The organism is Streptomyces sp. NPDC092370, from assembly GCF_044755265.1.
In the GTDB taxonomy this organism is placed as follows: domain Bacteria; phylum Actinomycetota; class Actinomycetes; order Streptomycetales; family Streptomycetaceae; genus Streptomyces.
This window is the reverse complement of record NZ_JBIVQO010000001.1, coordinates 329030-351865: the sequence shown is the minus strand read 5'-3', so window position 1 is coordinate 351865 and position 22836 is coordinate 329030. Positions and strand designations below refer to the sequence as shown.

The following is a 22836-nucleotide window of genomic DNA, read 5'->3' as shown; positions in this document are numbered from 1 at the left end:
ATGGACGCGTGGCTGGCCCGGCCCGATGCGGGGCACGCGGACCTTCTCCAGCACGGGTTCGACAGCAAGGGTGCGGCACCAGATCCACCAAGCGCCTTCCAAGCGCTTGGCCGCAAATTCACGTTCCGCCGGGGGCGCATACAGCCTCTCACCTGCGGAAACGCGTGAGAGGTTTTTTCGTGTCCGGATGCACATCGCCCTGGAGCAGGCACCTTCACCTGTCCGCAACCGCGGGGAACGGTGTAGCACCAGGTAGCACACCTTCGCTATCGTGGACAGCATGACAGCGCAGCCGGAGATCACTCAGCGCGATCTGCGCACCCGCTCCAAAGAGATCATGGACGCCGTCCAGGGAGGACAGGCCTTCACCGTCACCCGCGACGGACACCGGGTCGGCGAGCTGATCCCGCTCCGCCGCCGTCGCCGTTTCGTTCCCCGCGCCGAGTTCGCGGCCATGTCACGTACCGCCGCCGACATGTCGCTCGACGCCTTCCGTGACGACCAGGACGCCGTCGTCGATCAGGAGTGGGACGACCCGTATGCCCGTTGAGTACGAGCAAGGCCTGCTCGACACCAACATCATGATCCTGCGCAAGTGGATCGACGCCGACGAGCTACCTGCCGAGATGGCCATCAGCGCCATCACCCTCGCGGAACTCTCCGCAGGCCCCCACCAGGTGCGCGGCGGCGAGCAGAGCGACTACGACGAACACGCCGAGCGGGCCCGCCGCATGGACGTCCTACAGCGCGCCGAAAACGAATTCGACCCCATCCCCTTCGACGTGGAGGCGGCCCGCATCTACGGCAGGATCTGCGCCGCCGTCGTCTCCGCAGGCCGCAAGCCCCGTCGCCGTGTGGCCGACCTGATGATCGCCGCCGTCGCGGCCGCCGAGGAGCTGCCCCTGTTCACCACCAACCCCGACGACTTCAAGGGCCTCGACGACCTGATCACCATCGTGCCCGTCACCCGGCCCGAGATCCTGCACGACCGGTAGCACCCCGTCCGCCCCGCCCTGCGCCGGAAGCAAGGTGGTTCCGCTCCCGGTCGCGGGCACCACCGCCCGTCACCACCTCACGTCACGCGAGACCTCGATCTGCACGAGGGCGGCGCCCGGCGCCTCGGTGCCGGCACGCGCCCATACAGTTTCCCGATGACGCCGATCAAGAAGTTCCAAGTCACCTTCGACTGCGCAGAACCCGAGCGTCTCGCTCGTTTCTGGTGCGAGGTGCTGGGGTACGTCATACCGCCGCCACCGGCGGGGTTTGCCACTTGGGACGATTTCAAGCGCTCGCAGCCACCTGAGCAGCGGGATTCCTGGTTCGCCTGCGTCGATCCCTCAGGTGTGGGCCCGCGGCTGTACTTCCAGCGTGTCCCCGAGGGGAAGGCCGCCAAGAACCGGGTGCATCTTGATGTGCGGGTCGGCACCGGACTCGTGGGGGAAGAGCGCCTCGCCGCACTCGAGGCGGAATGCGCACGATTGGTCCCGCTCGGTGCGGTGCACGTGCGCACGCTGTACGACGGCAATGATTCGTGCATCCCTATGCTGGATATCGAGGGCAACGAGTTCTGCATCGACTGAGAGACCGCGAACGTGCCTTCGCACCGTCCCCATGAGCCAGGGCGAAGGCACGAGGGGCGGTCATCAGCCAGAGGTCCCCAGAAATAACAGCAAGCGCTTTACGCACACCAACGAGGCCGACGATCCGGCCGCCGGGCGGGCCGTAAGCCGTCGACGTCGCTCAAGGGCGGGACCCGCACAGCCCGACTGCCCGCCAAGCTCGACGCCCGCACCGCACCCGCACCCGCACCCGCACCCGCGCCCGCACCCGTGGGCAACTCGTCGTCCCGGCAGAGGATTCATGGCGGGTCGCCCCACCGAAAGGAGCGGGCACTCGGGCTCGCTGGGCCGAGACCGCCGATCACGAAAATTCGGTGTTTCTCGAACGACGGGTGGCGCTGGGAGTGACCAGCGAGGATGCGGCCCCTCTGGCCGGACGGATCCACCTGACGCGTTCTGCCGGATTCATCGCCACGGCAGCGGGCCGTCTACCGCCGGCCATCTTGACACCTTCTCACGGCCCCTATAGCGTCTGGCCGAATTTCCAGACATCATTCTAAATATCGAACAGAATGGGGCCGTTGACCCTCGCTCTCGCCCGGCCCGCGCATCCAACCTGAGTAAGCGACCGCGGTGGAAAACGGCCTCTTCGTCCACCACCCCCTCGGCCGGACGAAACACCCCCGACGCCCCGGGCCATGACGAGAACGCGACGGAGTCCGAGCGATGACCCGGCACGACGACGCGTTCTGAACAGCCACCGCGTCCACACTCCGCGGTGAGAACAAGGGTGTGCTTGTCATGCGCATTTCAACACCCGCCGAACGGCTCGTGGTCACGTGGGTGAACGCCGCACAGGCGGCCTGCCCACCGTCGCCACTCCGCTGAACCCGTTCTCACCCGATCGAGGCGCCCCGACCAAGACAGGAAATACACATGCCCGTCTTTCTCTCCCGGCTGGCGGCGATATTCGTCGCTGCCTGCCTGCTCTTCACCTCCCAGGTCCTGACCACACCCCAGCGGGCCGCCGCCGCCGACCCGGGCTACCTGATGGTGCACTTCACCGGGGAGGGGTCGACCAACCAGCAGATGTACCTCTCGCACAGCACGGACGGTCTGCACTGGAACGACCTGAACGGCGGAGGCATGGTCCTGCGCTCCACGGTCGGCACGCGCGGGGTGCGCGACCCCGCACTGGTGCGCTCTCCCGACGGTAGCAAGTACTGGATCATCGCGACCGACCTGTGCATCGGCTGTGGGCAGTCGTGGGGCGACTCCCAGACCAACGGCAGCCGCAACCTCGTGGTGTGGGAGTCCACGGACCTGGCCACCTGGTCGGCACCGCGGCTGCTCAACGTCGCCGGCGCGATCCCCGACGGCCGCAACGCGTGGGCACCGGAAGCGATCTGGAACCCGGCCACCAACGACTACGTCCTGTACTGGGCGACGAACGCGACGCTGAACGGCGTGCTGAAGCACCGCATCTACTACGCCCGCACCACCGACTTCCGCACCATCACCACCCCCCAGCTCCACATCGACCGGCCCGGCACCCAGGGCATCATCGACACCCAGATCATCGAGACACCGTCCGGAGTGGGCAACTACCGCTACGTGCGGGCCTCCGGCGACGGCCAGATCACCCTCGAGGGCAGCAATTCGATCCTCGGGACGTGGACCAACCTCGGCAACCTCTCCGGCATCGGCCTGACCGGTTCCCAGGTCGAAGGCCCTATGTGGATGAAGTTCAACGGCAGCAACAAGTGGGCCCTCTACCTGGACCAGTACGCCACAAGTGGCGGTTACATGCCGGTGCTGACGACCGACCCGTCCAACCCCAGCGCCTACCAGCGTCAGGCCTCGGGAAGCTACAACATGGGTGGCACGAAGAAGCGCCACGGCTGGATCCTGAACATGACGGCCGCCGAGGAGAGCCGCGTGCTCGCACGCTGGCCCAACACGGCGGCCAACCGGCTCCAGTCGTACAACTTCCAGGACCGGTACGTGCGGCACACCAACTTCGACGTGCGCATCGACCAGAACGTCAGTACCAGCCAGGACTCCCAGTTCCGGCTGAGGACGGGCCTGGCGGGGTCCGGCACCGTCTCCTTCGAGTCGGTGAACTTCCCCGGGTACTTCCTGCGCCAGAACAACTTCGACTTCCAGCTCGCCTACAACGACGGCACCACCCAGTTCGCCCAGGACGCCACCTTCCGCCAGGTCGCGGGGCTCGCTGACGCGACATGGTCGTCGTTCCAGTCGTACAACCACCCCGACCGCTACATCCGGCACTACTCGTACCAACTGCGGCTCGACCCGATCACCAACGCGACAGGGCGCAGCGACGCCACCTTCGGCGTGACGCGCTGACCCGCGCCGACGGGGATGCCGGAACCCGCCCGCCGGTGGCGGGTCCGCATCACTCCTCTGCCGGCGGCGTGGCGTCGTCGTGACCATCCCGGCGCTCCCGGCCACGCCGCCAAGCGGCCCGCGCCACGCACTGATCAAGAAGGGTCGTCCCCACCCTGAGCGGCATCGACCCGGTCACCAGCGGCACCGCCCTGCCGACCGGCACCACCCGCTCGCTCCAGTCGGTCAACTTTCCCGGCCGCTACGCCGTCGTACGCTCGGACAGCCGCGGTTACCTCGATCCGGTGACGTCCTCCAGCACCACGGCGGTCAAGCAGAGCGCCACGTCTACCGTCATCCCCGGCCTGGCCGACGGCAGCTGCTACTCGTTCCGTGACGCATCCGGCCGCTATCTGCGCCACGTGGACTTCCGGGCCCGCTTCGACGCGAGCAACGGCACCGCGTCCTTCAACAAGGACGCCACCTACTGCGCCCGGGCGGGTTCGGCCACCGGCTCGGTGGGCCTGGAGTCGTACAACCACCCCGGCCGCTACCTCCGCCACTACGACTACGAGCTGCGCGTCGACCCCTTCCAGGACAACGCCACGTTCCGCTCCGACAGTTCCTTCAGGGCGGTCAGACCCTGGGCCTGATCGTTCCCTCGTTCGCCGGGTGCCCCGCACCGCTTTGCCGTGGGGGCACCCGGCGTTGGTGTTGCGGCCCGGGCCGGCCGGCAGCGAAACGTTGCTGAGCACCTGGGCACCGCCGACCTCGTGCTCAGCCTGGACGACACCGGTTCTCCCAAGAGGGGGACTGCCCTCGCTGGGGCAGCGGCCTTCCTCGGTACCCGGCTGGCCGGCGTGGGCGCTCCCGGGAGTTGCGGACGCGCCACGGGAGGGCGAGTCGGCTCTCACGAGGATCCTCCGGGCCCTGGGCGACGGATGCCTGCACCTGTGGCCAGGAGGTGCGCAGGCGCGCCCTGGAGGAGGCCGGCGCGTTCGGCGACTGAGCTGACGCCCGCCTGCCGATGGCCGGCCTCGTGAAACGGCGACAGGCCGACTCACCAGCGACGGGTGGCGGCCCGCCGCTGGTGAGTCGGCCCCTTGAGGAAGCCTTCCAGGCTGTTGAGAACGACTGCGGCCCGGATGGGTACGAAGTGCGCCGTTACCCGGACGCCGTGACCCTGCCGGTCAGGTCAGGTCTTCTGACGTGACGTCATGGTCCGTTGGATCAGGATGAAGGCGCACAGCAGCACTCCGGTGGCGATCTTCGTCCACCAGGAGCTGAGCGTCCCCTCGAACGTGATGACGGTCTTGATCAGGCCGAGCACCAGCACACCGAAGAGTGTGCCCAGCACATAACCGGAACCGCCGGTCAGCAGGGTGCCGCCGATGACCACGGCGGCGATGGCGTCGAGTTCCATGCCGATGGCGTGCAGAGGGTCGCCCGACTGGATGTACAGCATGAACAGCAGACCCGCCAGGGCCGAGCAGAAGCCGCTCACCGTGTACACGGCGATCTTCGTGCCGCCCAGGGGAAGACCCATGAGCAGAGCCGACTGCTCGTTGCCGCCGATGGCGTACACACGGCGTCCGAAGCGGGTGTAGTGGAGGACGTAGCAGGCGACACCGAGGAGGATCAGGGCCACCAGGGCGCCGATCGACAGTTCCCCCACGCCGAGCGACACCCGCGTCTGGGCCAGGGTGCCCACCGAGGCGTCACCGATGGAGATCGACTCCTTGCTGATGACCAGGCACAGTCCGCGGAAGAGGAAGAGCCCGGCGAGGGTGACGATGAACGGCTGGATCTCGAAGTTGTGGATCACATAGCCCATCAGGAACCCCCCGAAGGCGCCCACCGCCAGCGCGAGGGGGACCACCAGCACCAGCGGCAGCCCCTGACGTTCCACCAGCCATGCCGTGAACATGGTGGTGAAGCCGATCACCGAGCCCACGGACAGGTCGATGCCGCCGGACAGGATGACGAAGGTGGCTCCGATGGCTGCGACCAGCAGGTAGCCGTTGTCGATGAACAGGTTGAGGAACACCTGTGGTTCGGCGAACCCGTAGTTCTGGTACCGGCTGAGGCCACCGATGTACATCGCGATGAACAGGGCGGCCGTGACCAGGACGGGCAGACGCCGGTCACCGAGCAGGCGCGCGGCACGGGAGGCGGTGCCGCTCTTGGCCGCCTTGGGGGTCTGGGTGGTCGCGCTCATCGCGACACCTCCATCTTCGGGGCGGCGCCGGCCGCCGCAGCGGGCTCCACCGGGGCAGCGTCCCGGCGCGGGCCCTTGGTGCCCTTCGAGCCGAACACCTTGGCCCGGAACTTCGGGGACTGCAGCAGGCAGACGACGATGACGACGACGGCCTTGAAGACCAGGTTGGTCTGGGTCGGCACGCCGATGGTGTAGATGGTGGTGGTCAGGGTCTGGATGACGAGGGCGCCGACCACCGTGCCTCCGATGGAGAACCGGCCGCCCAGCAGTGAGGTGCCGCCGATCACCACGGCGAGGATCGCGTCCAGTTCGATCCACAGGCCGGCGTTGTTGCCGTCGGCTGCCGAGGTGTTGGAACTGATCATCAGACCCGCGATGCCCGCGCACAGCGCGCAGAACATGTAGACCATGACCTTGATGCGCGTGGACCTGATGCCGACCAGGCGGCTGGCCTCGGCGTTGCCGCCGACCGACTCGACCAGCAGGCCGAGCGCCGTGCGGCGGGTCAGCGCCACGGTGACGGCCACGACCGCGGCCACCACGAAGATGGAGAAGGGCAGGGTCAGCCAGTAGCCGCCGCCGATCAGCTTGTACGGCTCGCTGTTGATGGTGATGATCTGGCCGTCGGTGATCAGCTGTGCGACACCTCGGCCCGCGACCATGATGATGAGGGTCGCGATGATGGGCTGGATGCCCATTCTGGCCACCAGGAAGCCGTTCCACAGGCCGCAGACGATCGCGGCCACCAGCCCGATGCCCATCGCCAGGAACACCGCGGACAGGGCGTTCTGGTCGGCCTGGTCACTGATGTACGAACAGGTCAGGGCGCCGGTGATGGCGACCACGGCACCGACGGAGAGGTCGATGCCGCCGGTGGCGATGACCAGGGTCATGCCGACCGCCACCAGGATCAGCGGTGAGCCGAACAGCACGATGGAGACGAGGCTGCCGTAGAGGTGGCCGTCCGTCATCTTGATCGAGAAGAAGTCGGGTGTGAAGGGGACGTTGACGAGCAGCAGGGCGATCAGGACCGCGACCGGCCAGAACAGGTGGTGACGCGTCAATGCTCGCCAGCGGGAGGTGGTGGTCACTGGTGTTCTCCGCTCGCGATGGTCTCGAGGATCTTGCTGGTGGTGATCTCCGGCCCGTTGGTCAGCCGCGCCACCAGCTTGCGGTCGCGCAGCACTCCGATGGTGTGGCTGAGCCGGAGGACCTCCTCCAGTTCGGCCGCGATGTACAGCACGGACATGCCGTCCTCGGAGAGGGACACCACCAGTTTCTGGATCTCCGCCTTCGCGCCGACGTCGATGCCGCGCGTCGGCTCGTCCAGGATCAGCAGCTGCGGCTGGGTGATCAGCCAGCGGGCCAGCAGCACCTTCTGCTGGTTGCCGCCGCTGAGCTGGCCGACGCGAGCCTCCGGGTTGGCGGGGCGGATGTCCAGCGCCTTGATGTACTTGGCGACGAGTTCGTCGCGCTGGGAGACCGGGATGGGCCGGGTCCAGCCGCGGGCCGCCTGGAGGGCGAGGATGATGTTCTCGCGCACGGTCAGGTCGGGGACCAGCCCCTCGGTCTTGCGGTTCTCCGAGCAGAACGCGACGCCGGCGCCGATGGCGTCGTTCGGGGCGTTCATCGGGACCTGTCTGCCGCTGATGGACACCTTGCCGCTGTCCGGCTGGTCGGCGCCGAACAGCAGCCGGGCGAGTTCGGTGCGGCCCGATCCGAGGAGACCGGCGAGCCCGATCACCTCGCCCTTCTTGATCTCCAGGTCGAAGGGGGCGATACCGCCCGTCCGGCCCAGGCCCTCGGCCTTGACCAGCGTCTCGCCGACGTCGGAACGCAGCTGGTGCTCGTGGAGCTCCTCGAGCTGGTCCAGGGCCTTGCCGATCATCAGCTCGATCAGTCCGACCTGGTCGAGGTCACGGACCATGTGCTCGCCGACCAGGGTGCCGTTGCGCAGGACGGTCATCCGGTCGCAGACCTCGTAGATCTGGTCGAGGAAGTGCGACACGAACAGGATCGCGACGCCCTCGTCCCTCAACTGCCGCATCAGACGGAAGAGTTCGAGGACTTCGTCGCGGTCGAGGCTGGAGGTGGGCTCGTCGAGGACCAGCACCTTGGTGCCGGATCCCTGGCCGTCGCTGTCTCCGGTGCCCACCGACCGTACGATCGCGACCAGTTGCTGCACGGCCAGCGGGTACGAGGACAGCGGCGCCGTGACGTCGATGTCGAGCCCGAGCCGGTCGACCAGTTCCGCCGCCTCCTTGCGCATCCGCTTCCACTGGATGCGGCCCGCGCGGGTGGGTTCGCGTCCGATGAAGATGTTCTCCGCCACCGACAGGTTGGGGCAGAGGTTGACCTCTTGGTAGACGGTGCTGATGCCGGCCTGCTGCGCCTGCAGCGGGCTGCCGAACCGTACGGACTCACCGTCGAGGGTGACCGTGCCGCCGTCCAGGGAGTAGACGCCCGTCAGCACCTTGATCAGGGTGGACTTCCCGGCGCCGTTCTCGCCCATCAGGGCGTGGATCTCTCCCGGGAAGAGCCGGAAGTCGACACCCGACAGAGCCCTGACCCCCGGAAATTCCTTGACTATGCCCGTCATCTCCAGGACGGGCCGCGGCTCTGCCATGGCAGCGCTCCTCACACAAAGAGTTCAGGTCCGCAGGGAGCCTCTCGGCCGGGGGATCTCGGCCGGCCGGAGGCTCCCTGCGGGTGGGTGCGGTCGGTCAGTACTTGCGGGTGGGGAGCGCGTCCTTGGCCTGGTCCTGCGTGAAGTCGCTCTCCTTGGTCTTGATCCACCGCTCGACCTTCTCGCCGCCGTGGACCTTCTTCACGACCTCCATCAACTGGGGACCGAGCAGCGGGTTGCACTCGACAATGCCGTTGATCTTGCCTTCGGACATGGCGACGAAGCCGTCCTTCACGCCGTCGATCGAGACGATGAGGATGTCCTTGCCGGGCTTCTTGCCGGCGGCCTCGATGGCCTGGATGGCGCCGATGGCCATGTCGTCGTTGTGCGCGAAGAGCACGTTGACGTCCGGGTTGGACTGCAGGAAGGCCGCCATGACCTGCTTGCCGCCGGCACGGGTGAAGTCACCGGTCTGGCTGGCGACGATCTTCCAGTCGTCCTTGTGCTCCGCGTCCATGACCTCCTTGAAGCCCTTGGCACGCTCGATCGCCGGGGCGGCACCGGTCGTGCCCTCCAGCTGCGCGATCTTCACCTTGCCCTTGTGGCCGGCCGTCTCCAGGACCTTCTCCAGCATGCGGGCGGCGCGCCGGCCCTCGTCCGTGAAGTCGGAGCCGACCAGGGTCACGTAGAGGGACTGGTCGGACGTCTCCACGGAGCGGTCGGTGAGGACCACGGGGATCTTCGCGGCCTTGGCCTCCTTGAGCACCGCGTCCCAGCCGGTGACGACCACCGGCGAGAAGGCGATGACGTCGACCTTCTGCGCGATGTAGTTGCGGATCGCGGAGATCTGGTTCTCCTGCTTCTGCTGCGCGTCGGAGAACTTGAGGGTGTAGCCCGCCTCCTTCGCGGCCGACTTCACCGAATCGCTGTTGGCGGTCCGCCAGCCGCTCTCCGAGCCGACCTGCGAGAAGCCGAGGGTGATGGCCTTGCTGCCGCCGCCGGAGGAGGCGGTGGAGCTGCCGTCGTCCTTGGCGCAGGCTGCGAGTCCGGTCGTGGCCGCCACACCGACCGCCGCGGTGAGGAAGTTTCTTCTGTTCAGCATGTTTCTTCTCCTGCGTAGAGCCGGCCCGGGGATTGGACTCGGTTGCGTGAGGTCGCTTCCGACGGTCCGTCGGGAGCTGTGGAACGGAGGGGCTGTTCTGCCGATCGGCCAACGTTCGAAATGTCGAACATATGGGAGGATGCCGTCAGCGGGTCGTCGGGACGTGGTGGGCTTCCCGGGGGAAGTGGAGCGGCTCGAAGGAAAGGCGAGGGTTTCGCCTCCCCACCGCGGAGAGGTCCTGGCGGACGGCACTCGGCGGATGAGCGAAGAACTGCGATTCGGGGACGCGAGGCACCCGGGCCGCCGGGGTGTCGTGGGAGGTGCGGAGGCCGGCCTCGCCCGGCGTCCGCGACAGCCGGCACCTCATGGTCGTCGGCCGGTTAAGAGGGCGGTCGGAGCCCGGCCCGCCCGCCGGAGCGGTTCCCGGCCCGCACGGCGATCCGGCCGCCGGCCTCCAGCCGCTTCCCGGAACCCGCGAGATCCCAGGTGACGCGGCAACCGGACACCAGGAGGCACCCGGTGGCCGGCTGCGCGCCGAGGCGCTGGCCCTTCATGGCGCCGGAGCACCTCCGGGACGCGGCCACTGCCGGCCGCGACCACCGAAAGGGCGGGCGGCCGCAGCAGGGGTTGCGCCATGACCGCACCTCCGTGGTGGCTGCCCTGCGGCAGGTCTGTAACAGGTTGGCGATCCGCCAGGGAGGTGCTGCTGTGTGCCGGGTGTGCCACGGCTCCCCCTGAAGCGGTCGATGAATGCGAAGGTCATAGTGAGCGCCTACCGTTCCAGCAGGTCAAGGGGTTGCGCGAGAACGGGCCATCACGTTTGCGTAACGCGGGGCAGCGAACGGCCGCACGGTCACCCGGTGCGGAATCGTCTTTGCGGCAGAGATATTGACGCTCGGCGGGCGTGGCCATATTTTCGGTCCTTGAACGGCGCATCGAACCCTGTACGAGATCTCGGACGCGGATGGCTTGGGCCGTCACCCGCTGCCGACGACCGACGTCCGGACCGCGTCGCCGTCGGCGAACTCAGATGGGCGAGGTCTCACCGCGGTTCGGGGCGAGCCGTGGAGGTTCGGCCGACGCCGGATCTCTTGGCGATCCGGGGATGTGCTGGAGGGTGCGGAAGGCGTGCGCGAAATCGCTGATGGCTCGATCCCCCGTCCACGAGGGGAAGGCCGCCGAGAACCGGTGCGCCCCCTCCAAGGAGGAGCTGCCGGCGGGCAGCGACGTCCTGTCGGTCCACCTCGCCCTCGGGGACCGCACCCGTGGCCTGCTCGGCCCGGCCGACTCGCGCTCCTCAAGCCGGCCGCCTACCTGATCAACACCTCAGGCGCGGCGATCGTCGACCAGGACGTCCTCCTCGCCCCCCTGAGGTCGGGTCGTATCGTCGGCGCGGTGTCGACGTCTTCGACCTCGTGCCGCCGTCCACCGGCCATCCGATGCGTTCGCCCGCGCTTGCTCGCCACCTTGCACCTGAGCTGCGTATCCCGCGCCGACCACGAGACGTACTACGTCCAGGCGGTCGAGAACGTCCGTGCCTGTCCGGCCGGTTCGCGCGTGCGGCTCCTGGCGCCCCATCGAGGTGTGCGGCCAGTGACGCCCTGCCCGGCGGTCACAGCGCCCGCGTCGACGGCGGCCGCGGCCGCGAAGCCTCTGCTGGACGCGCCCACGAGGGCCCGCGGCACTCGTGGGCGCCTGCGCACTCGGCCGCACCGTACTCGGCTCGTACGGACTACGCGTACCGGTAGATGCGGCTCTGGTCCTCCAACTCGTCCGGCGTGATGTCCCACGGCGGCATCCTCTCGTGCCGCGCGACGACTCGGCCGTGTTGTGCGTCCCCCTCGCCGAGCGGTTTCGCGGGGCGATAGCGGGCGCCCGGATGCCGCTGCTGCCAGCGGAACCAGAGAAGGTCCACGAAGGCGTGATGCAACCAGAAGACGGGGTCGTTGACGGATGCGCCGCCCATCATGTGGCCGCCGACCCAACGGTGGACCCGGTTGTGGGTGCGCCAGGAGGTGGAGCCCCGCCCGGGCCCCCACCCCTCCAGCTTGTTGCGGAACCCCTTGGCCGACCTGGAGTCCCATGGCGCCGTGTCGTAGACGGGATCGTTGAGCGCCCCTGTCAGGTCCCCAGCCGTGGGCAACGCGATCGGGTCCCTGGGACGGCCCAGGTCACGGGTGAGGTACTCCGTGTCGGTGATTCCGACCTTGATCGGCCACCTGCCGTGGCGGTAGGCGAAGGGGCCGGACATCACCTGCCGGTCGGAAGATCGCCCGGTGCCCCCGAGCAGGTCATCGGTCCACGGGACGCCCCTCGGCGTGCGATCGCGCGTCCAGTCCCAGTACGGGAGCGTCACCGACTCGTCCACGCGGCGCAGCGCGTTCTCCACATCCAGCAGGAACCTGCGATGCCAGGGCAGGAAGGACGGCGCCATGTGGGCGGCACGCAGACCGCCCTCACCATCGGGGGTGTAGTACTCGATGTGCGTGCGCACGAACTCGTCGTACTCACCACGCCGTTTGAGTTCCAGCAGGGCGTTGACGAGCCGGCTCCGCTCGGACCGGGTCAGCGTGCTGACGTCCTTACGTGTGTACACCATGGCGATGCTCCCCCTCGATGCCCTTGTTTCCGTCCGCCGTTCGACTCTCCTGCGTACGACTGCTCCGGTCACCCGGTGTGCCCAGCCGTGCGGCGGGGCCGAGTTCGTCGACGGCAGCGCGCGCGGCGGCGAGCGGGGTCGCGTACGACTGGTAGTGGTCGACCATGCTCATCCAGCTGCCGTCCGCCCGGCGCATCAGATGCAACGGCCGCCCGTCCACTGTGACGTGCCACCCGCTCGGGCCGGCCTCCCCGGACCGCCCGGAGTCGTCCCTGACACCGGCGATGCGGCGCCCGCGATAGGTCTCGTCGAACCGCTCCTCCTCTCCGGCCGGTCCCGGTGCCTTCCCCTCCGGCTCCGACTCCCCTGGGGCCGGCTCCGACGCCACCAGGGCCGCGGGGAGAGCCACCGCGAACGGCACCACGAGCAGTCCCCACAGCACCCGGCGTCGTGCCGTGCTCTTGCCGGGGTGGACGGCCGGCGACTTCGCCGCAGGGCAGGCGGGGCCGGTCGCCTCGGGTGTGGGCGCCGCGGGGCGCGCTGGTTGTGGGTGCGGTGGTTCACCGATTCTCAATGCCTGGTTCCTCCTTCGCCGTGACAGGCGGTCCGCGCCGTGACACGTACTCGACGGGCCGATCCCGTGCGCGGTCGATTCGGCCCGGGCATACCTCTCCGAGTCCCTGCGCCGAAGCCGCGATCGCGGGTAGGACGCGCGGGTCGCTGGAGTGGGGGGCAGCCTGCCGGCCGTGCCTGGCCTGCCGTTGGCGGCACCGGTCTCGTGGCGGCCCTCTCCTCCCCGGTCCCCACCGCGTGCCCCGGTCCCGGCACCAGGCGGCCGACACGGCGGTACCGGCGACGACGTACACGAGCCATCTGCCGCGCAACCGTCGTTGTGCGGCCATGGCTGCTCTTTCGTCCGCTCATCGGCAGCAGCCGCAGCGCGCGCCGCCCCGTTCGGTCGGGTCACTCCACTGATCAGTCATGTGTACGTCCGCTGCACTCGTCGTACGAGTGAGAGGGTTTCGCCACATGCCCGGGTGCCGGACGCTGTGCGTCCGGCACCCGGAGGAGGTGGAGCCACTACCGACGGGAGATCGCCCGGCCCCTGCGGTACAGGACGACGCCGCTCGCCGTAAGGATCGCGGCGAGCCCCGAGGCCGCGAGCACCTGCTGCTCACTGCCGGTTTCGGCGAGGGAGGGCGGCTCAGCGGGGGGCTCTTCGCCGGGCTTGGGCGACGTCGGAGGCTGGTGCTTCACCGGCGGCTGGGTGCTCGGCGGCGTAGACGGGGTGTCGCCGTAGCCGGGCTCGTCGTCACCGTAGCCGGGCTTCTCACCGCCGTAGCCGGGCTCGTCGTCACCGTAACCGGGCTTCTCGCCGCCGTAACCGGGCTTTTCACCGCCGTAGCCGGGCTCGTCGTCACCGTAGCCGGGCTTCTCGCCGCCGTAACCGGGCTTTTCACCGCCGTAGCCGGGCTCGTCGTCACCGTAGCCGGACTCGTCGCCGTACCCGGACTCGTCGCCATAGCCGGACTCGTCGCCATAGCCGGACTCTTCGCCGCCGTAGCCACCTTCGTCGCCGTAACCGGCTTCGTCAGCGCCGGCGGAACCACCTGCGTGGTTTCTGCCGAAGTGCCTGAAGTTCTCGCTGCTGTCAAAGTTGCGGACGGCAGCGTGCGGGTTCGGGCCGGCATCGCAGTGCTTCTCGAGGGACGGGTCCAGTGAGGCACCCGCGCCGCTCGGACTACCGCAGGCATTCGCGGGAACGTCGGACCGGGAGTCCGCGAACGCAGCGCCACCGTACAGGGGCAGGATGCTCGTCGCGGCGGCGGCCACGAACAATGCCCTGCTCAGGTTCTGTCGCAATCTCGTCGTCTTCCTGCTCGAAGGACTGGTGGACCGGGCTGTGGAGCCCGAGGTACAGGATCAGGGCCGGCCCCCCGACAGCCAGTCGACCGCTGTGCCGATGACGGCTCGCCGTCGCCGGACGGCAGGTGCTGTGGATTTCTCATGGTTGTCGCACACCGGGATCAAGGGAGGTGCCTGCGGCTGCAGCCGGAACGGTGAAGCCTCGTGCCCTTTCGACCGGCCACTCGCTTGTCAGGCCTTCCCCCTCCTCCCACGACTGCGCCGGGGAGCGGCTTCACGCCTGCCGTAGTTTCGCCGCCGCTTGATTTTCTGACTTGTCAGATGGTGCGATCCGGTGAAATGCCAATACCGGCAGCATGGGCACTGATAGATCCGGTCCGGAATTCGCTCCAACAGCGGCTGTCTGACCAACCACGCGCGAGCCCCGCCTTCGGTGCGGAACGATGCCTTGCCCGTCTCCGGACAACGCGGCAGGACGATCGCCTCACTCATTTTCCCTCCGGGGTGCGTTCACTTGCGCAATCGCCTGAGGCGCGACGATTTCGGCTATCAGCACCCCGTGAAGCAGAAAGCGCCTCTCCCGCAGCAGATTTGGATGCTGCCCCATCCGCCGGTCAGGGAGAGACGCCTTCAGCTTTGGTCACGAATCCTCGGGAATCGTGAATGGCTACCCGTGACCGCCGGACGGGACTCGAACAGTCACCATCCAGGATCGAAGTCCGGGAGCTCTGTTTGTCTTGCAGACGTCACACGGCGGGCGCAGGGGCGGGCGCCGGCTCCTCACCGAGGATCGGGTCGAGGAGATCGATGACCACACCGAGGTCGAGCACGAGCGCGGCGTCGGCGTCGGCGTCGGCCTCGGCCTCGGCCTCAGCCTCGTTGTCGTTGACGTTGACGTTCTCGTTCTCGTTGTCGTTCTCGATGTCGTTCGTGTTGGTGTTGAAGATGTTGATGTCGCCGAACTGGCAGTTCGGAACCGAGCCGTCACCGGTCACGTCCCGGTCCGCCTCCGCCTCGGTGTTGCCGCAGACGTACGGGTCGTCCGAACCGTGGCTCGTACCGGCGCTGGCGGCCGAGGCGGAACCGGCGACGATGGCCACAGCGGCGAGGGCCGAGGCGGCACCCAACTTCATGCTCTTGCGCATTGAATCTCTCCGTTTCGGTCCTTCTCCGTTGGAAGAACGGAACCGATATTGCCCCAACTCCGAACCGCACACCACTTGAGAGGGCTCTGCCCCCCCAACTTCATCCAGATGGCCCCGCATGACGGGTGATATGAATTACATAAAGCGCAGGTCACGGCACCTCGATCAGCCAGGAGAGCGGTGATGCATCGGCCGGGAAACGGAGTTGAATAGGCGCCTTGTCTTCGCCTGCTGCTTGAAAGCGGGGCCCGGGGGGCATTCATCCGTTCCCCGGCAGCGGCTCGAATGCATCGATGGCCGGAGGTTCGCGCCCCGTATGGCCCGGCGCCCTGAGGCTCGGCCCAGTGGATGGTGAGGGTGTGAGGGAACAGCCAACCCGTCGATGCGAAGGAGATTCGCCTCGCGGGCCGGTGCGTCCCGGTACGGCGGCGGAATCCCGTCCGGGAGTCCGCCGGCGTGCCGCCCGCGGGCGCCGAGCCGTAGTCGGCGATCGCCGTCACGAGTTGCGCCCCGCACACGTCATCGCGCTCACGCCTGGCAGCTTCTCCGGCATGCCGCACACCCCGCACCGGTCACGGGAGCATGAACCCGGCCGGCGCATGCGTGAAGCCGGAATCCCGCAAGAGGTCATCAACGCCAAGCCGGGCGGGCCCCGGCTCCGGACCGGGCGCGGCAGTTCACGGAGAGTCAGGCGGTCGTGGCGGCGGGGAGCCGGTGAGCACCCTTGCGTAGGGCAGGGAGCGGCGGGGCGGCCCAGGTGGCCCCTGGAGGCGGTCAGCCACGGCGGGATCGACGGCGCTCGCCGCCCGCAGCGGCTCTGGGACCTGTGCCGGCCCCAGCGGCCGGTGGTACGCCGACGGCCGCCGCCCCGTCCTTGCGGATCGTGAAGGGGCGGCGGCCGTGTTCGTTCAGGTGGATGTCGCAGAGGGAAGCCGGCGAGGGAGCACCGTCAGCCGCTGCAGATCGTGACGCTCTTGCCGCCGGTCTGCAGAGTGGCGCAGACCCGCTCGACCTTCGGCACGGTGATGCTGACGGTGCGCTGCACACCGGCCTTGACGCCGATCTCGGTGTTCGCGAGTTCGGCGTCACCCGCGGAGATCTTCACACCGACAGTCCGCGCCGTGGCACAGGTGGCGCTGACGTTGATGGTGCTGGTTTCGGTGTCGCTGATCTTCTGAAGCCCGACGTCACAGGGGAAGTCCTGCTGCACGGCGGCCTGAGCGGGCGCGGCGATCCACAGTGGTGCGGAAGCAAGGAGGGCCGTGGCCGCCGAACGGAGCATGAGGTGAGGCATGAGTCCTTCCACGTTGTTTCTGGGGCAGGCCACCACAGGTGCCCTGTCCTCGACCAAGGCGCCCGGAGATCCCTTATGCGCCTTTCGGGGGAGATGCGACCACGGGCCCATGGGCCCCGCAACCCGCCACGCCCGGCTTCTGCCGGGCTCCGCCTCGCGGGTGACCGGTGTTCGTGTTCTTCTCGCGTGTGTGTGCGGGGCGGGTCGACGAGTTGGAGCTCGCGGAGGGACTCGGCGCAGGAGACCGCCTGGTTCACGCAAGGACGGTTCATGCCTGCCGGCGCGGCCGCGGCCCCTCGGACCGGTGGCCTGCGTGGGCCCGCACACGACGCGTTTGGGCGGTGTGCCCTGGTGGCTCGGACGGGCTTCGGCGGACGGGCGTGCGGTTCACGCCGCCGTGACCGGCCACGTCCGGTGCTCCGCCGTCCTGCGAGATGACGCCCACTCCCCCTCAGGGTCGACCCACTTCACGACACCGTCCCGGCTGCGAGCGTCGGTGGCGGCGGCCGGACTCGTGACGTCATCCGAACCGGTCTCCACGGGAAGGCAGGTGTGCGCGGTCCGCGCCCCATACACCGGACCGCGTTGCCCGCGTGGCGGACCGGGCGGCAAGAGTGCCGAGGGCGTGCTGGAGGGCCGCTTTCACGGCGGCGGGGACACACAGCGTTCCCGCGCCGTCAGGCGGAACCGGCCAACGCAAAGGAACGCGCCCGCGTCCGGAGTGAGAAGGGCATCCGCTGGGGCGGACGGACGCCCCCTCTTCACCGCAGCCCGGACCGGCGATCCCATGCGGTCACAGCACTAGGAGACGACGTCCTTGCGGGCGAAACCGCGAAAGGCCAGGGCGAACAGCACGAGCGCGTACGTGACCGAGATCGACGTTCCCTGGATCATGTCCGACCACTCCAGCCGGGGCCTGACGGCGTCGAGCCAGGCGTACTGCCAGTGCGCGGGCAGGAAGTGGCGCCAGTCGCCGAGGGCCGTCACCTCGTCGAGGACGCTGCCGATGATGGTGAGGAACACCGCGCCGCCGACGGCGCCGAGCGGGGCGTCCGTCCGGGTCGACAGCCAGAACGCCAGGGCGGCGGTGACCAGTTGGGACACCATGATGTACGCCACGACGATCAGCAGCCGCTGGGCGGCCGTGCCGGTGGGCAGGGTGCCGCCGGTGGGCAGTTCGAGCGGGCCCCAGCCGTAGGCGGCCGTGCCGACGGCGAGGGCGACGACCGGGAGCAGGACCATCGCTGCCAGGCTCAGGGTGAGTCCGACGACGAGCTTGGACCACAGCAGCCGGGCCCGGGGCACGGGGGCCGCGAGCAGGTAGCGCAGGGAGGACCAGCTCGCCTCCGAGGCGACGGTGTCGCCGCAGAACAGGGCGACGGGGATGACGAGCAGGAAGCCGGCCGCGGAGAAGAGGTTGACCGCGGCGAAGTTGGCCCCGGACGCGGTGGCCGTGTCCATGAGGTTGATGCGGTTGTTGTTGCCGCCCGGGTCGCCGCCGACCTGGAAGGCGATGAGGAGGATGACCGGCAGGGCGACCAGGACGCCGGCCATGACCTGCGTGCGGCGCCGCTTGAGCTGGCGGACCAGCTCGACGCGCAGGGGCAGGGTGCGGCCCGCGCGGTAGCCGTCGGCGACCTCGGCGGGCGGCTCGGCGAGCGTGCTCATGCTTCGGCTCCGATCAGGGTGAGGAAGGCGTCCTCCAGGCGGCGGTGCGGGCCGACCGACGCGACCGCGACGTCCAGCCGTACGAGGTCGGCGACCAGGCGCTGCGGGGTGCCGTCGGCGTCGAGCCGCACGAGCAGGCCCTCGTCGGCGCGCACGGCCGAGGCGACGCCGGGCAGGGCGGTGACCTTCTCCAGGACGGGCTCGTCCACGGGCGCGGCCGTGCCCACGAGGAGGGTGTCACCCGAGCCGACGATGTCCGCGACCGGGCCCGCCTGGACGAGCCGGCCGTGGTCCATCACGACCAGGTGGGTGCAGGTCTGCTCGACCTCCGCGAGGAGGTGGCTGGAGACGATGACCGTGCGGCCGGCGGCGGCGTAGCGGATCATCACCTCGCGCATCTCGCGGATCTGGGGCGGGTCCAAGCCGTTGGTGGGCTCGTCGAGGATGAGCAGGTCCGGCAGGCCGAGCATGGCCTGGGCGATGGCCAGGCGCTGGCGCATGCCCTGGGAGTAGGTGCGCACCGCGCGGGCGAGGGCGTCGCCCAGACCCGCGATCTCCAGGGCCTCCTCCAGGTGCGCGTCCTCGGCGGGGCGGCCGGTGGCGCGCCAGTACAGCTCCAGGTTCTCCCGGCCGGACAGATGGGGCAGGAAGCCCGCGCCCTCGACGAAGGCGCCGACCCGGGAGAGCACCGGGGCGCCGGGGCCGATGGCGTGGCCGAAGACGCGGATCTCGCCGCCGTCGGGCTTGATCAGGCCCATCAGCATGCGCAGGGTGGTGGTCTTGCCCGCCCCGTTGGGGCCGAGCAGGCCCAGAACCTGGCCCTTCTCCACGCGGAAGGAGAGGTCCTTGACGGCGTACCGGTCGGACGCCTTCGCGTAGCGCTTGGTCAGGTCGGTGATCTGGAGGGGGACGCCGGCGAGTGCGGGGTCGGGTGGGGCGGGGGCGGCCGTGCGGCGGCGTCCCGTGATGATCAGCGCCAGCGCGATGGCGGCGCCGGCGAGCGGCAGCCACCACACCCACGCGGGCAGCCCGGCCCCGGTGTCGCGCTGTCCGAGCACGGAGGGGACCAACAGGTCGCCCTTGAGGGAGACGGTGTACGTCGCGGGGGCCGCCGGGGAGGCGTAGCCCAGGTCCGTGGAGGCGAGGACCAGGCGCAGCCGGTGGCCGTCGTCGACCTCGTGGTCGATCGCCGGGAGCGTGATGGTGACGTCCTTGCCTGCCTTGGCGCCCTCGACCCTGATGGGTGTGACCAGCTGGGAGGGCAGCACCGGCTGGGTGCGGCCGGGGCCGACGTCGTAGACCTTGGCGAAGAGCACGGCGTCGTCGCTGGTGGACTTCACATGGACGGTCGCCGTCGGGGAGCCGGTGATCTGCACGTCGTCCCGGAAGGGCGCCGACTCGAACGCGGCGAACTGGCCGGGGAAGTCGAGGGAGACGCCGATGCCCAGCGTGGAGAGCCGGCTGAGGCCGCCGGCGCCGCCGAGGCCGGGCAGGGCGGAGACGCCGGGCGGGCTGGCGCCGGGCGGGTTGTCGAAGCTCTGCTCGCGGCCCGTCAGGGCGATGGAGCGCTGCTTGCTCTCCAGGCCGGGGTAGCGATCCGACGTCACTCCGGTCAGGCGGGGTTCGCCGTCACCGGAGCCCGTGCCGAGGGTGCGGGTGACGCGGAAGGCGGGGCCGGTGCCGGCGCCCTTGTCGTCCTTCAGATAGCGGTCGAACCAGGACGTCACGCGGGCCTCGACCCGGCCGGTCTCCATGTCGCCGCCGTCGTGGCCGCCGGCGATCCAGTCGACGTCGACGGGGGCGCCGTTGGCCCGGATCGCCTTCGCGGCCCGGTCGGTCTGGCCGAGCGGGAAGAGGGAGTCGGACTGGCCCTGTGTCAGCAGCGTCGGCACCTTGATGTTCCTGCCGACCGCCGACGGTGAACGCTCCTCCAGCAGCTTGCGCGCCTCGGCGTCCGGCTCGCCCGACTCGGCGACCCGCTCGTACATGCGGCACAGCGCGGGCTCGAACTTCTCGCAGCCGCCGCCGGAGTTGACGAAGATGCCGGCCCACAGCTTCTTGAACACGCCGTTGGGGAACAGGGCGTCGGCCAGGTTCCAGTAGGTGATCGACGGGGCGATGGCGTCGACACGGGGGTCGTGGCCCGCCGTGAGCAGGGCGATCGCGCCGCCGTAGGAGCCGCCGGCCATGCCGACGCGGGGGTCGCCCTGCTTGTCGAGCTCGACCTGGGGCTGCTTGGCCAGCCAGTCGAGGAGCTTCGAGACGTCGGCGACCTCGCCCTTCGGGTCGTTCAGGCCGATCTTCCCGGTCGACCTGCCGAAGCCGCGCGCCGACCAGGTCAGGACCGCGTAGCCGTCCCGGGCGAGGTCCTCGGCCTGCTGCCGGACGTCCTTCTTGCTGCCGCCGAAGCCGTGCCCGAGCAGGACGGCGGGGCGGCGGCCGGCTCCTTGGGAGGTGAAGAACGAGGTGTCGACGCGGGTTCCGTCGACCGTGGGCAGGACCCGGTCCTCGCGGTGGACCGGGGGTGCGTCGTCGCCCGCGACGGCGGTCCAGGTGCCCGCTCCGGCGAGCACGACGACAGCGGCCCCGGCGGCCATGAGGCGCCGGGGTCGCCGGGTCAGCCCGCGGAGTCCGGGCAGTCGAAGATCCATGTGTCAACGGTACGGGGTGAACCTGTCGAGCAGGTGTCGACCGGAGGCGGAAGTGGGGGGCCTCCCAGGGGTGTACACGGAGTTGGCCGGGTACTGCGGGTGGTGTACGGCGTCCAGCTCGGCGTGTGCTGCCCGAGGTCGTCTGCGAGTGTGCGTTGTGGCTGTTCGCGCGGTTCCCCGCGCCCCTGGACGTCACGCCTCCGGCACGGACACCAGCCACCGCGTCTCCCTGCGCGGGCGCAGGTACAGGGCCCAGTACAGGGTGGCCGCTGCCGTGATGCCGCCGGTCCACAGGAGGTACGCCGGGTCCTGCTGGATCAGGATGTGGAGCAGGACCACGATCAGCAGGAGCGGGGCCGCCGGCCACAGGGGCATGCGCCAGGCCGGGGTGTGCTTGTGGTGTCCCCGGCGGGACAGCAGCGTGGCGACGGCGACCAGCAGGTACATGCCCGTCACCGAGACGCCGGTGACGCCGTAGAGGGTGTCGAGGTTCACGAAGCACAGGGCCGCGCCGGGGATGCCCACCGCGAGGGTGGAGAACCAGGGGGAGCCGAAGCGGCCGAGGCGGGAGAAGAGGGCGTTGACCGGCTCCGGCCAGGCTTTGTCGCGGGCCGAGGCGAACAGGACGCGGGAGTTCTGGATGACCATGACGATGCCGGCGTTGATGATCGCGAGGGCCACGCAGAGGCTGACGAACGTGCCGACGGCCGAGTTGGACCAGGCGGTGACCATGGTGCTGATGTCCCCGCCGGTCAGGGCGGCCAGGTCCGGGGCGCCCAGGGTGATGGCGGCGACCGGGACCAGGATGATCACGGTGGAGATGGCGAGGGTGGCCAGGACCGTACGGGCCACCGAGCGGCGCGGGTTCTCCAGTTCCTCGGAGAGGTAGACGGCGGTGGAGAAGCCCTGGGTGACGAACAGGGCGATGGCCAGGCCGGAGACGACGAGGAGGGCGGTGACGGTGTCCGGGGCTCCGCTCGGGCCCGCCGCCTGCATCGAGACCAGGCTGTCGGCTCCGCGCTCGGCGTGGGTGAAGCCCAGGACCGCCACCACGGCCGCCGCGATGACCTCCAGGACCAGGAAGACGCCGGTGATCCAGGCGTTGGCGCGCAGGTCGAGCAGGCCGGCCAGGGTCGCGAGGAGCATGACCGAGGCGCCCGTCCAGGAGGGGTCGAGGTGCGCGAGGGGGGCGAGGTAGTCGGCCGTGCCCATCGCGATGACCGGCGGGACGATCATCACGACCAGCAGGGACAGGACGAACACCAGCCAGCCCGCGAGCCGGCCCGCCAGCGTCGAGACCATGGCGTACTCGCCGCCGGCGCTGGGGATGAGGGTGCCCAGCTCCGAGTAGCAGAACGCCACCGCGACGCAGAGCAGCGAGCCGATGGCGATGGTGAGGGGGGTGGCGGTGCCGAGTGAGCCGAACAGGTCGGGGACCACCACGAACAGGGTGGAGGCGGGGGTGACGCAGGAGAGGGTGAGGAGGGTGCCGCCGACGACTCCGATGGAGCGCTTGAGCTTCCCGGGATGACCGTCCGGCGCGTGCGCGACGGCGGTCTCTACGGGGCGGAGCGTGTCGGTCATGCGGCGGTTCCCTCGGCTCGGCGGTGAACGTGCGCAGCATCGAACCCCGACGAAAAGCAACACGTCAATGGGGGTTTGCCTACGAAATCCGCAGCGATAATACGCTCCGACTGTCCTTTTGAGCACAAGCGGTCAGCGGGCAAAGGGACGGGGGCGCCTGCGGTAACCGCAGGCG

At 69.5% G+C, this 22836-nt stretch carries 17 protein-coding genes and 1 pseudogene; 6 read left to right on the top strand and 12 right to left on the bottom strand.

Going from position 1 to position 22836, the window contains the following annotated elements; all coding sequences use genetic code 11:
- Positions 1–280: 280 nt before the first annotated feature.
- From ACIQHQ_RS01570 to ACIQHQ_RS01550, 5 genes are all read left to right on the top strand, one after another.
- Positions 281–550: a type II toxin-antitoxin system Phd/YefM family antitoxin gene (locus tag ACIQHQ_RS01570; RefSeq protein ID WP_402608999.1), complete on the top strand. Its 270-nt coding sequence runs from the start codon at positions 281–283 to the stop codon at positions 548–550.
- On the top strand, positions 540–995 hold the full coding sequence (locus tag ACIQHQ_RS01565; RefSeq protein ID WP_402608997.1) for a type II toxin-antitoxin system VapC family toxin: 456 nt from the start codon (positions 540–542) through the stop codon (positions 993–995). The genes ACIQHQ_RS01570 and ACIQHQ_RS01565 overlap by 11 nt, the downstream gene beginning before the upstream one ends.
- A gap of 156 nt (positions 996–1151) precedes the next feature.
- Positions 1152–1580 carry a VOC family protein gene (locus ACIQHQ_RS01560; protein ID WP_402608995.1) on the top strand — a complete coding sequence of 143 codons (429 nt, stop codon included), beginning with the start codon at positions 1152–1154 and terminating at the stop codon, positions 1578–1580.
- Between the two features lie 915 nt (positions 1581–2495).
- Positions 2496–3929 (top strand): glycoside hydrolase family 43 protein, encoded by a 1434-nt coding sequence (locus tag ACIQHQ_RS01555; RefSeq protein WP_402608993.1) that lies wholly within the window; start codon positions 2496–2498, stop codon positions 3927–3929.
- Positions 3930–4084: 155 nt separating this feature from the next.
- A complete protein-coding gene (locus tag ACIQHQ_RS01550) occupies positions 4085–4561 on the top strand; it encodes an AbfB domain-containing protein (protein ID WP_402610593.1) in 477 nt (158 codons plus the stop codon).
- 542 nt (positions 4562–5103) lie between these two features.
- Here ACIQHQ_RS01550 and yjfF read toward each other — a convergent pair.
- From yjfF to ACIQHQ_RS01530, 4 genes are all read right to left on the bottom strand, one after another.
- The gene (yjfF, locus tag ACIQHQ_RS01545; RefSeq protein WP_402608991.1) at positions 5104–6126 is read right to left on the bottom strand and encodes a galactofuranose ABC transporter, permease protein YjfF; all 1023 of its coding nucleotides are present in this window, start codon (positions 6124–6126) and stop codon (positions 5104–5106) included.
- Positions 6123–7217 carry an ABC transporter permease gene (locus ACIQHQ_RS01540; protein ID WP_402608989.1) on the bottom strand — a complete coding sequence of 365 codons (1095 nt, stop codon included), beginning with the start codon at positions 7215–7217 and terminating at the stop codon, positions 6123–6125. Before ACIQHQ_RS01540 ends, yjfF begins: the two co-directional genes overlap by 4 nt.
- Positions 7214–8752 carry a sugar ABC transporter ATP-binding protein gene (locus ACIQHQ_RS01535; RefSeq protein ID WP_402608987.1) on the bottom strand — a complete coding sequence of 513 codons (1539 nt, stop codon included), beginning with the start codon at positions 8750–8752 and terminating at the stop codon, positions 7214–7216. Before ACIQHQ_RS01535 ends, ACIQHQ_RS01540 begins: the two co-directional genes overlap by 4 nt.
- 97 nt (positions 8753–8849) lie before the next feature.
- Entirely contained in the window at positions 8850–9854 is a 1005-nt protein-coding gene (locus ACIQHQ_RS01530) for a substrate-binding domain-containing protein (RefSeq protein ID WP_402608985.1), read from the bottom strand.
- Positions 9855–11046: 1192 nt separating this feature from the next.
- On the opposite strand from ACIQHQ_RS01530, the pseudogene ACIQHQ_RS01525 reads away from it, so the two are divergent.
- Positions 11047–11423, top strand: a pseudogene (locus ACIQHQ_RS01525) (NAD(P)-dependent oxidoreductase); the annotation flags it as partial.
- A 163-nt stretch (positions 11424–11586) separates the two neighbouring features.
- On the opposite strand, the gene ACIQHQ_RS01520 reads toward ACIQHQ_RS01525, so the two are convergent.
- From ACIQHQ_RS01520 to ACIQHQ_RS01485, 8 genes are all read right to left on the bottom strand, one after another.
- Entirely contained in the window at positions 11587–12453 is an 867-nt protein-coding gene (locus tag ACIQHQ_RS01520) for a tyrosinase family protein (RefSeq protein ID WP_402608983.1), read from the bottom strand.
- On the bottom strand, positions 12437–13027 hold the full coding sequence (locus ACIQHQ_RS01515; RefSeq protein ID WP_402608981.1) for a tyrosinase family oxidase copper chaperone: 591 nt from the start codon (positions 13025–13027) through the stop codon (positions 12437–12439). Before ACIQHQ_RS01515 ends, ACIQHQ_RS01520 begins: the two co-directional genes overlap by 17 nt.
- 506 nt (positions 13028–13533) lie before the next feature.
- Positions 13534–14316 carry an LPXTG cell wall anchor domain-containing protein gene (locus tag ACIQHQ_RS01510; RefSeq protein WP_402608979.1) on the bottom strand — a complete coding sequence of 261 codons (783 nt, stop codon included), beginning with the start codon at positions 14314–14316 and terminating at the stop codon, positions 13534–13536.
- A 749-nt stretch (positions 14317–15065) separates the two neighbouring features.
- On the bottom strand, positions 15066–15464 hold the full coding sequence (locus tag ACIQHQ_RS01505) for a hypothetical protein (protein WP_402608977.1): 399 nt from the start codon (positions 15462–15464) through the stop codon (positions 15066–15068).
- Positions 15465–16413: 949 nt separating this feature from the next.
- Entirely contained in the window at positions 16414–16758 is a 345-nt protein-coding gene (locus tag ACIQHQ_RS01500; protein ID WP_402608975.1) for a hypothetical protein, read from the bottom strand.
- A gap of 801 nt (positions 16759–17559) precedes the next feature.
- Entirely contained in the window at positions 17560–18426 is an 867-nt protein-coding gene (locus tag ACIQHQ_RS01495) for an ABC transporter permease (protein ID WP_402608973.1), read from the bottom strand.
- Positions 18423–21077, bottom strand: coding sequence for a CocE/NonD family hydrolase (locus ACIQHQ_RS01490; RefSeq protein ID WP_402608971.1), 2655 nt, complete (start codon positions 21075–21077; stop codon positions 18423–18425). Before ACIQHQ_RS01490 ends, ACIQHQ_RS01495 begins: the two co-directional genes overlap by 4 nt.
- A gap of 192 nt (positions 21078–21269) precedes the next feature.
- A complete protein-coding gene (locus ACIQHQ_RS01485) occupies positions 21270–22661 on the bottom strand; it encodes an APC family permease (RefSeq protein WP_402608969.1) in 1392 nt (463 codons plus the stop codon).
- Positions 22662–22836 lie beyond the last annotated feature (175 nt).

What these genes read in the sequence shown, in the direction of transcription:
- ACIQHQ_RS01570 (WP_402608999.1), top strand. Translation starts at nt 281, where the DNA reads ATGACAGCGCAGCCGGAGATCACTCAGCGCGATCTGCGCACCCGCTCC.
- ACIQHQ_RS01565 (WP_402608997.1), top strand. Translation starts at nt 540, where the DNA reads ATGCCCGTTGAGTACGAGCAAGGCCTGCTCGACACCAACATCATGATC.
- ACIQHQ_RS01560 (WP_402608995.1), top strand. Translation starts at nt 1,152, where the DNA reads ATGACGCCGATCAAGAAGTTCCAAGTCACCTTCGACTGCGCAGAACCC.
- ACIQHQ_RS01555 (WP_402608993.1), top strand. Translation starts at nt 2,496, where the DNA reads ATGCCCGTCTTTCTCTCCCGGCTGGCGGCGATATTCGTCGCTGCCTGC.
- yjfF (WP_402608991.1), bottom strand. Translation starts at nt 6,126, where the DNA reads ATGAGCGCGACCACCCAGACCCCCAAGGCGGCCAAGAGCGGCACCGCC.
- ACIQHQ_RS01535 (WP_402608987.1), bottom strand. Translation starts at nt 8,752, where the DNA reads ATGGCAGAGCCGCGGCCCGTCCTGGAGATGACGGGCATAGTCAAGGAA.
- ACIQHQ_RS01530 (WP_402608985.1), bottom strand. Translation starts at nt 9,854, where the DNA reads ATGCTGAACAGAAGAAACTTCCTCACCGCGGCGGTCGGTGTGGCGGCC.
- ACIQHQ_RS01520 (WP_402608983.1), bottom strand. Translation starts at nt 12,453, where the DNA reads ATGGTGTACACACGTAAGGACGTCAGCACGCTGACCCGGTCCGAGCGG.
- ACIQHQ_RS01505 (WP_402608977.1), bottom strand. Translation starts at nt 15,464, where the DNA reads ATGCGCAAGAGCATGAAGTTGGGTGCCGCCTCGGCCCTCGCCGCTGTG.
- ACIQHQ_RS01500 (WP_402608975.1), bottom strand. Translation starts at nt 16,758, where the DNA reads ATGCCTCACCTCATGCTCCGTTCGGCGGCCACGGCCCTCCTTGCTTCC.
- ACIQHQ_RS01495 (WP_402608973.1), bottom strand. Translation starts at nt 18,426, where the DNA reads ATGAGCACGCTCGCCGAGCCGCCCGCCGAGGTCGCCGACGGCTACCGC.
- ACIQHQ_RS01490 (WP_402608971.1), bottom strand. Translation starts at nt 21,077, where the DNA reads ATGGATCTTCGACTGCCCGGACTCCGCGGGCTGACCCGGCGACCCCGG.
- ACIQHQ_RS01485 (WP_402608969.1), bottom strand. Translation starts at nt 22,661, where the DNA reads ATGACCGACACGCTCCGCCCCGTAGAGACCGCCGTCGCGCACGCGCCG.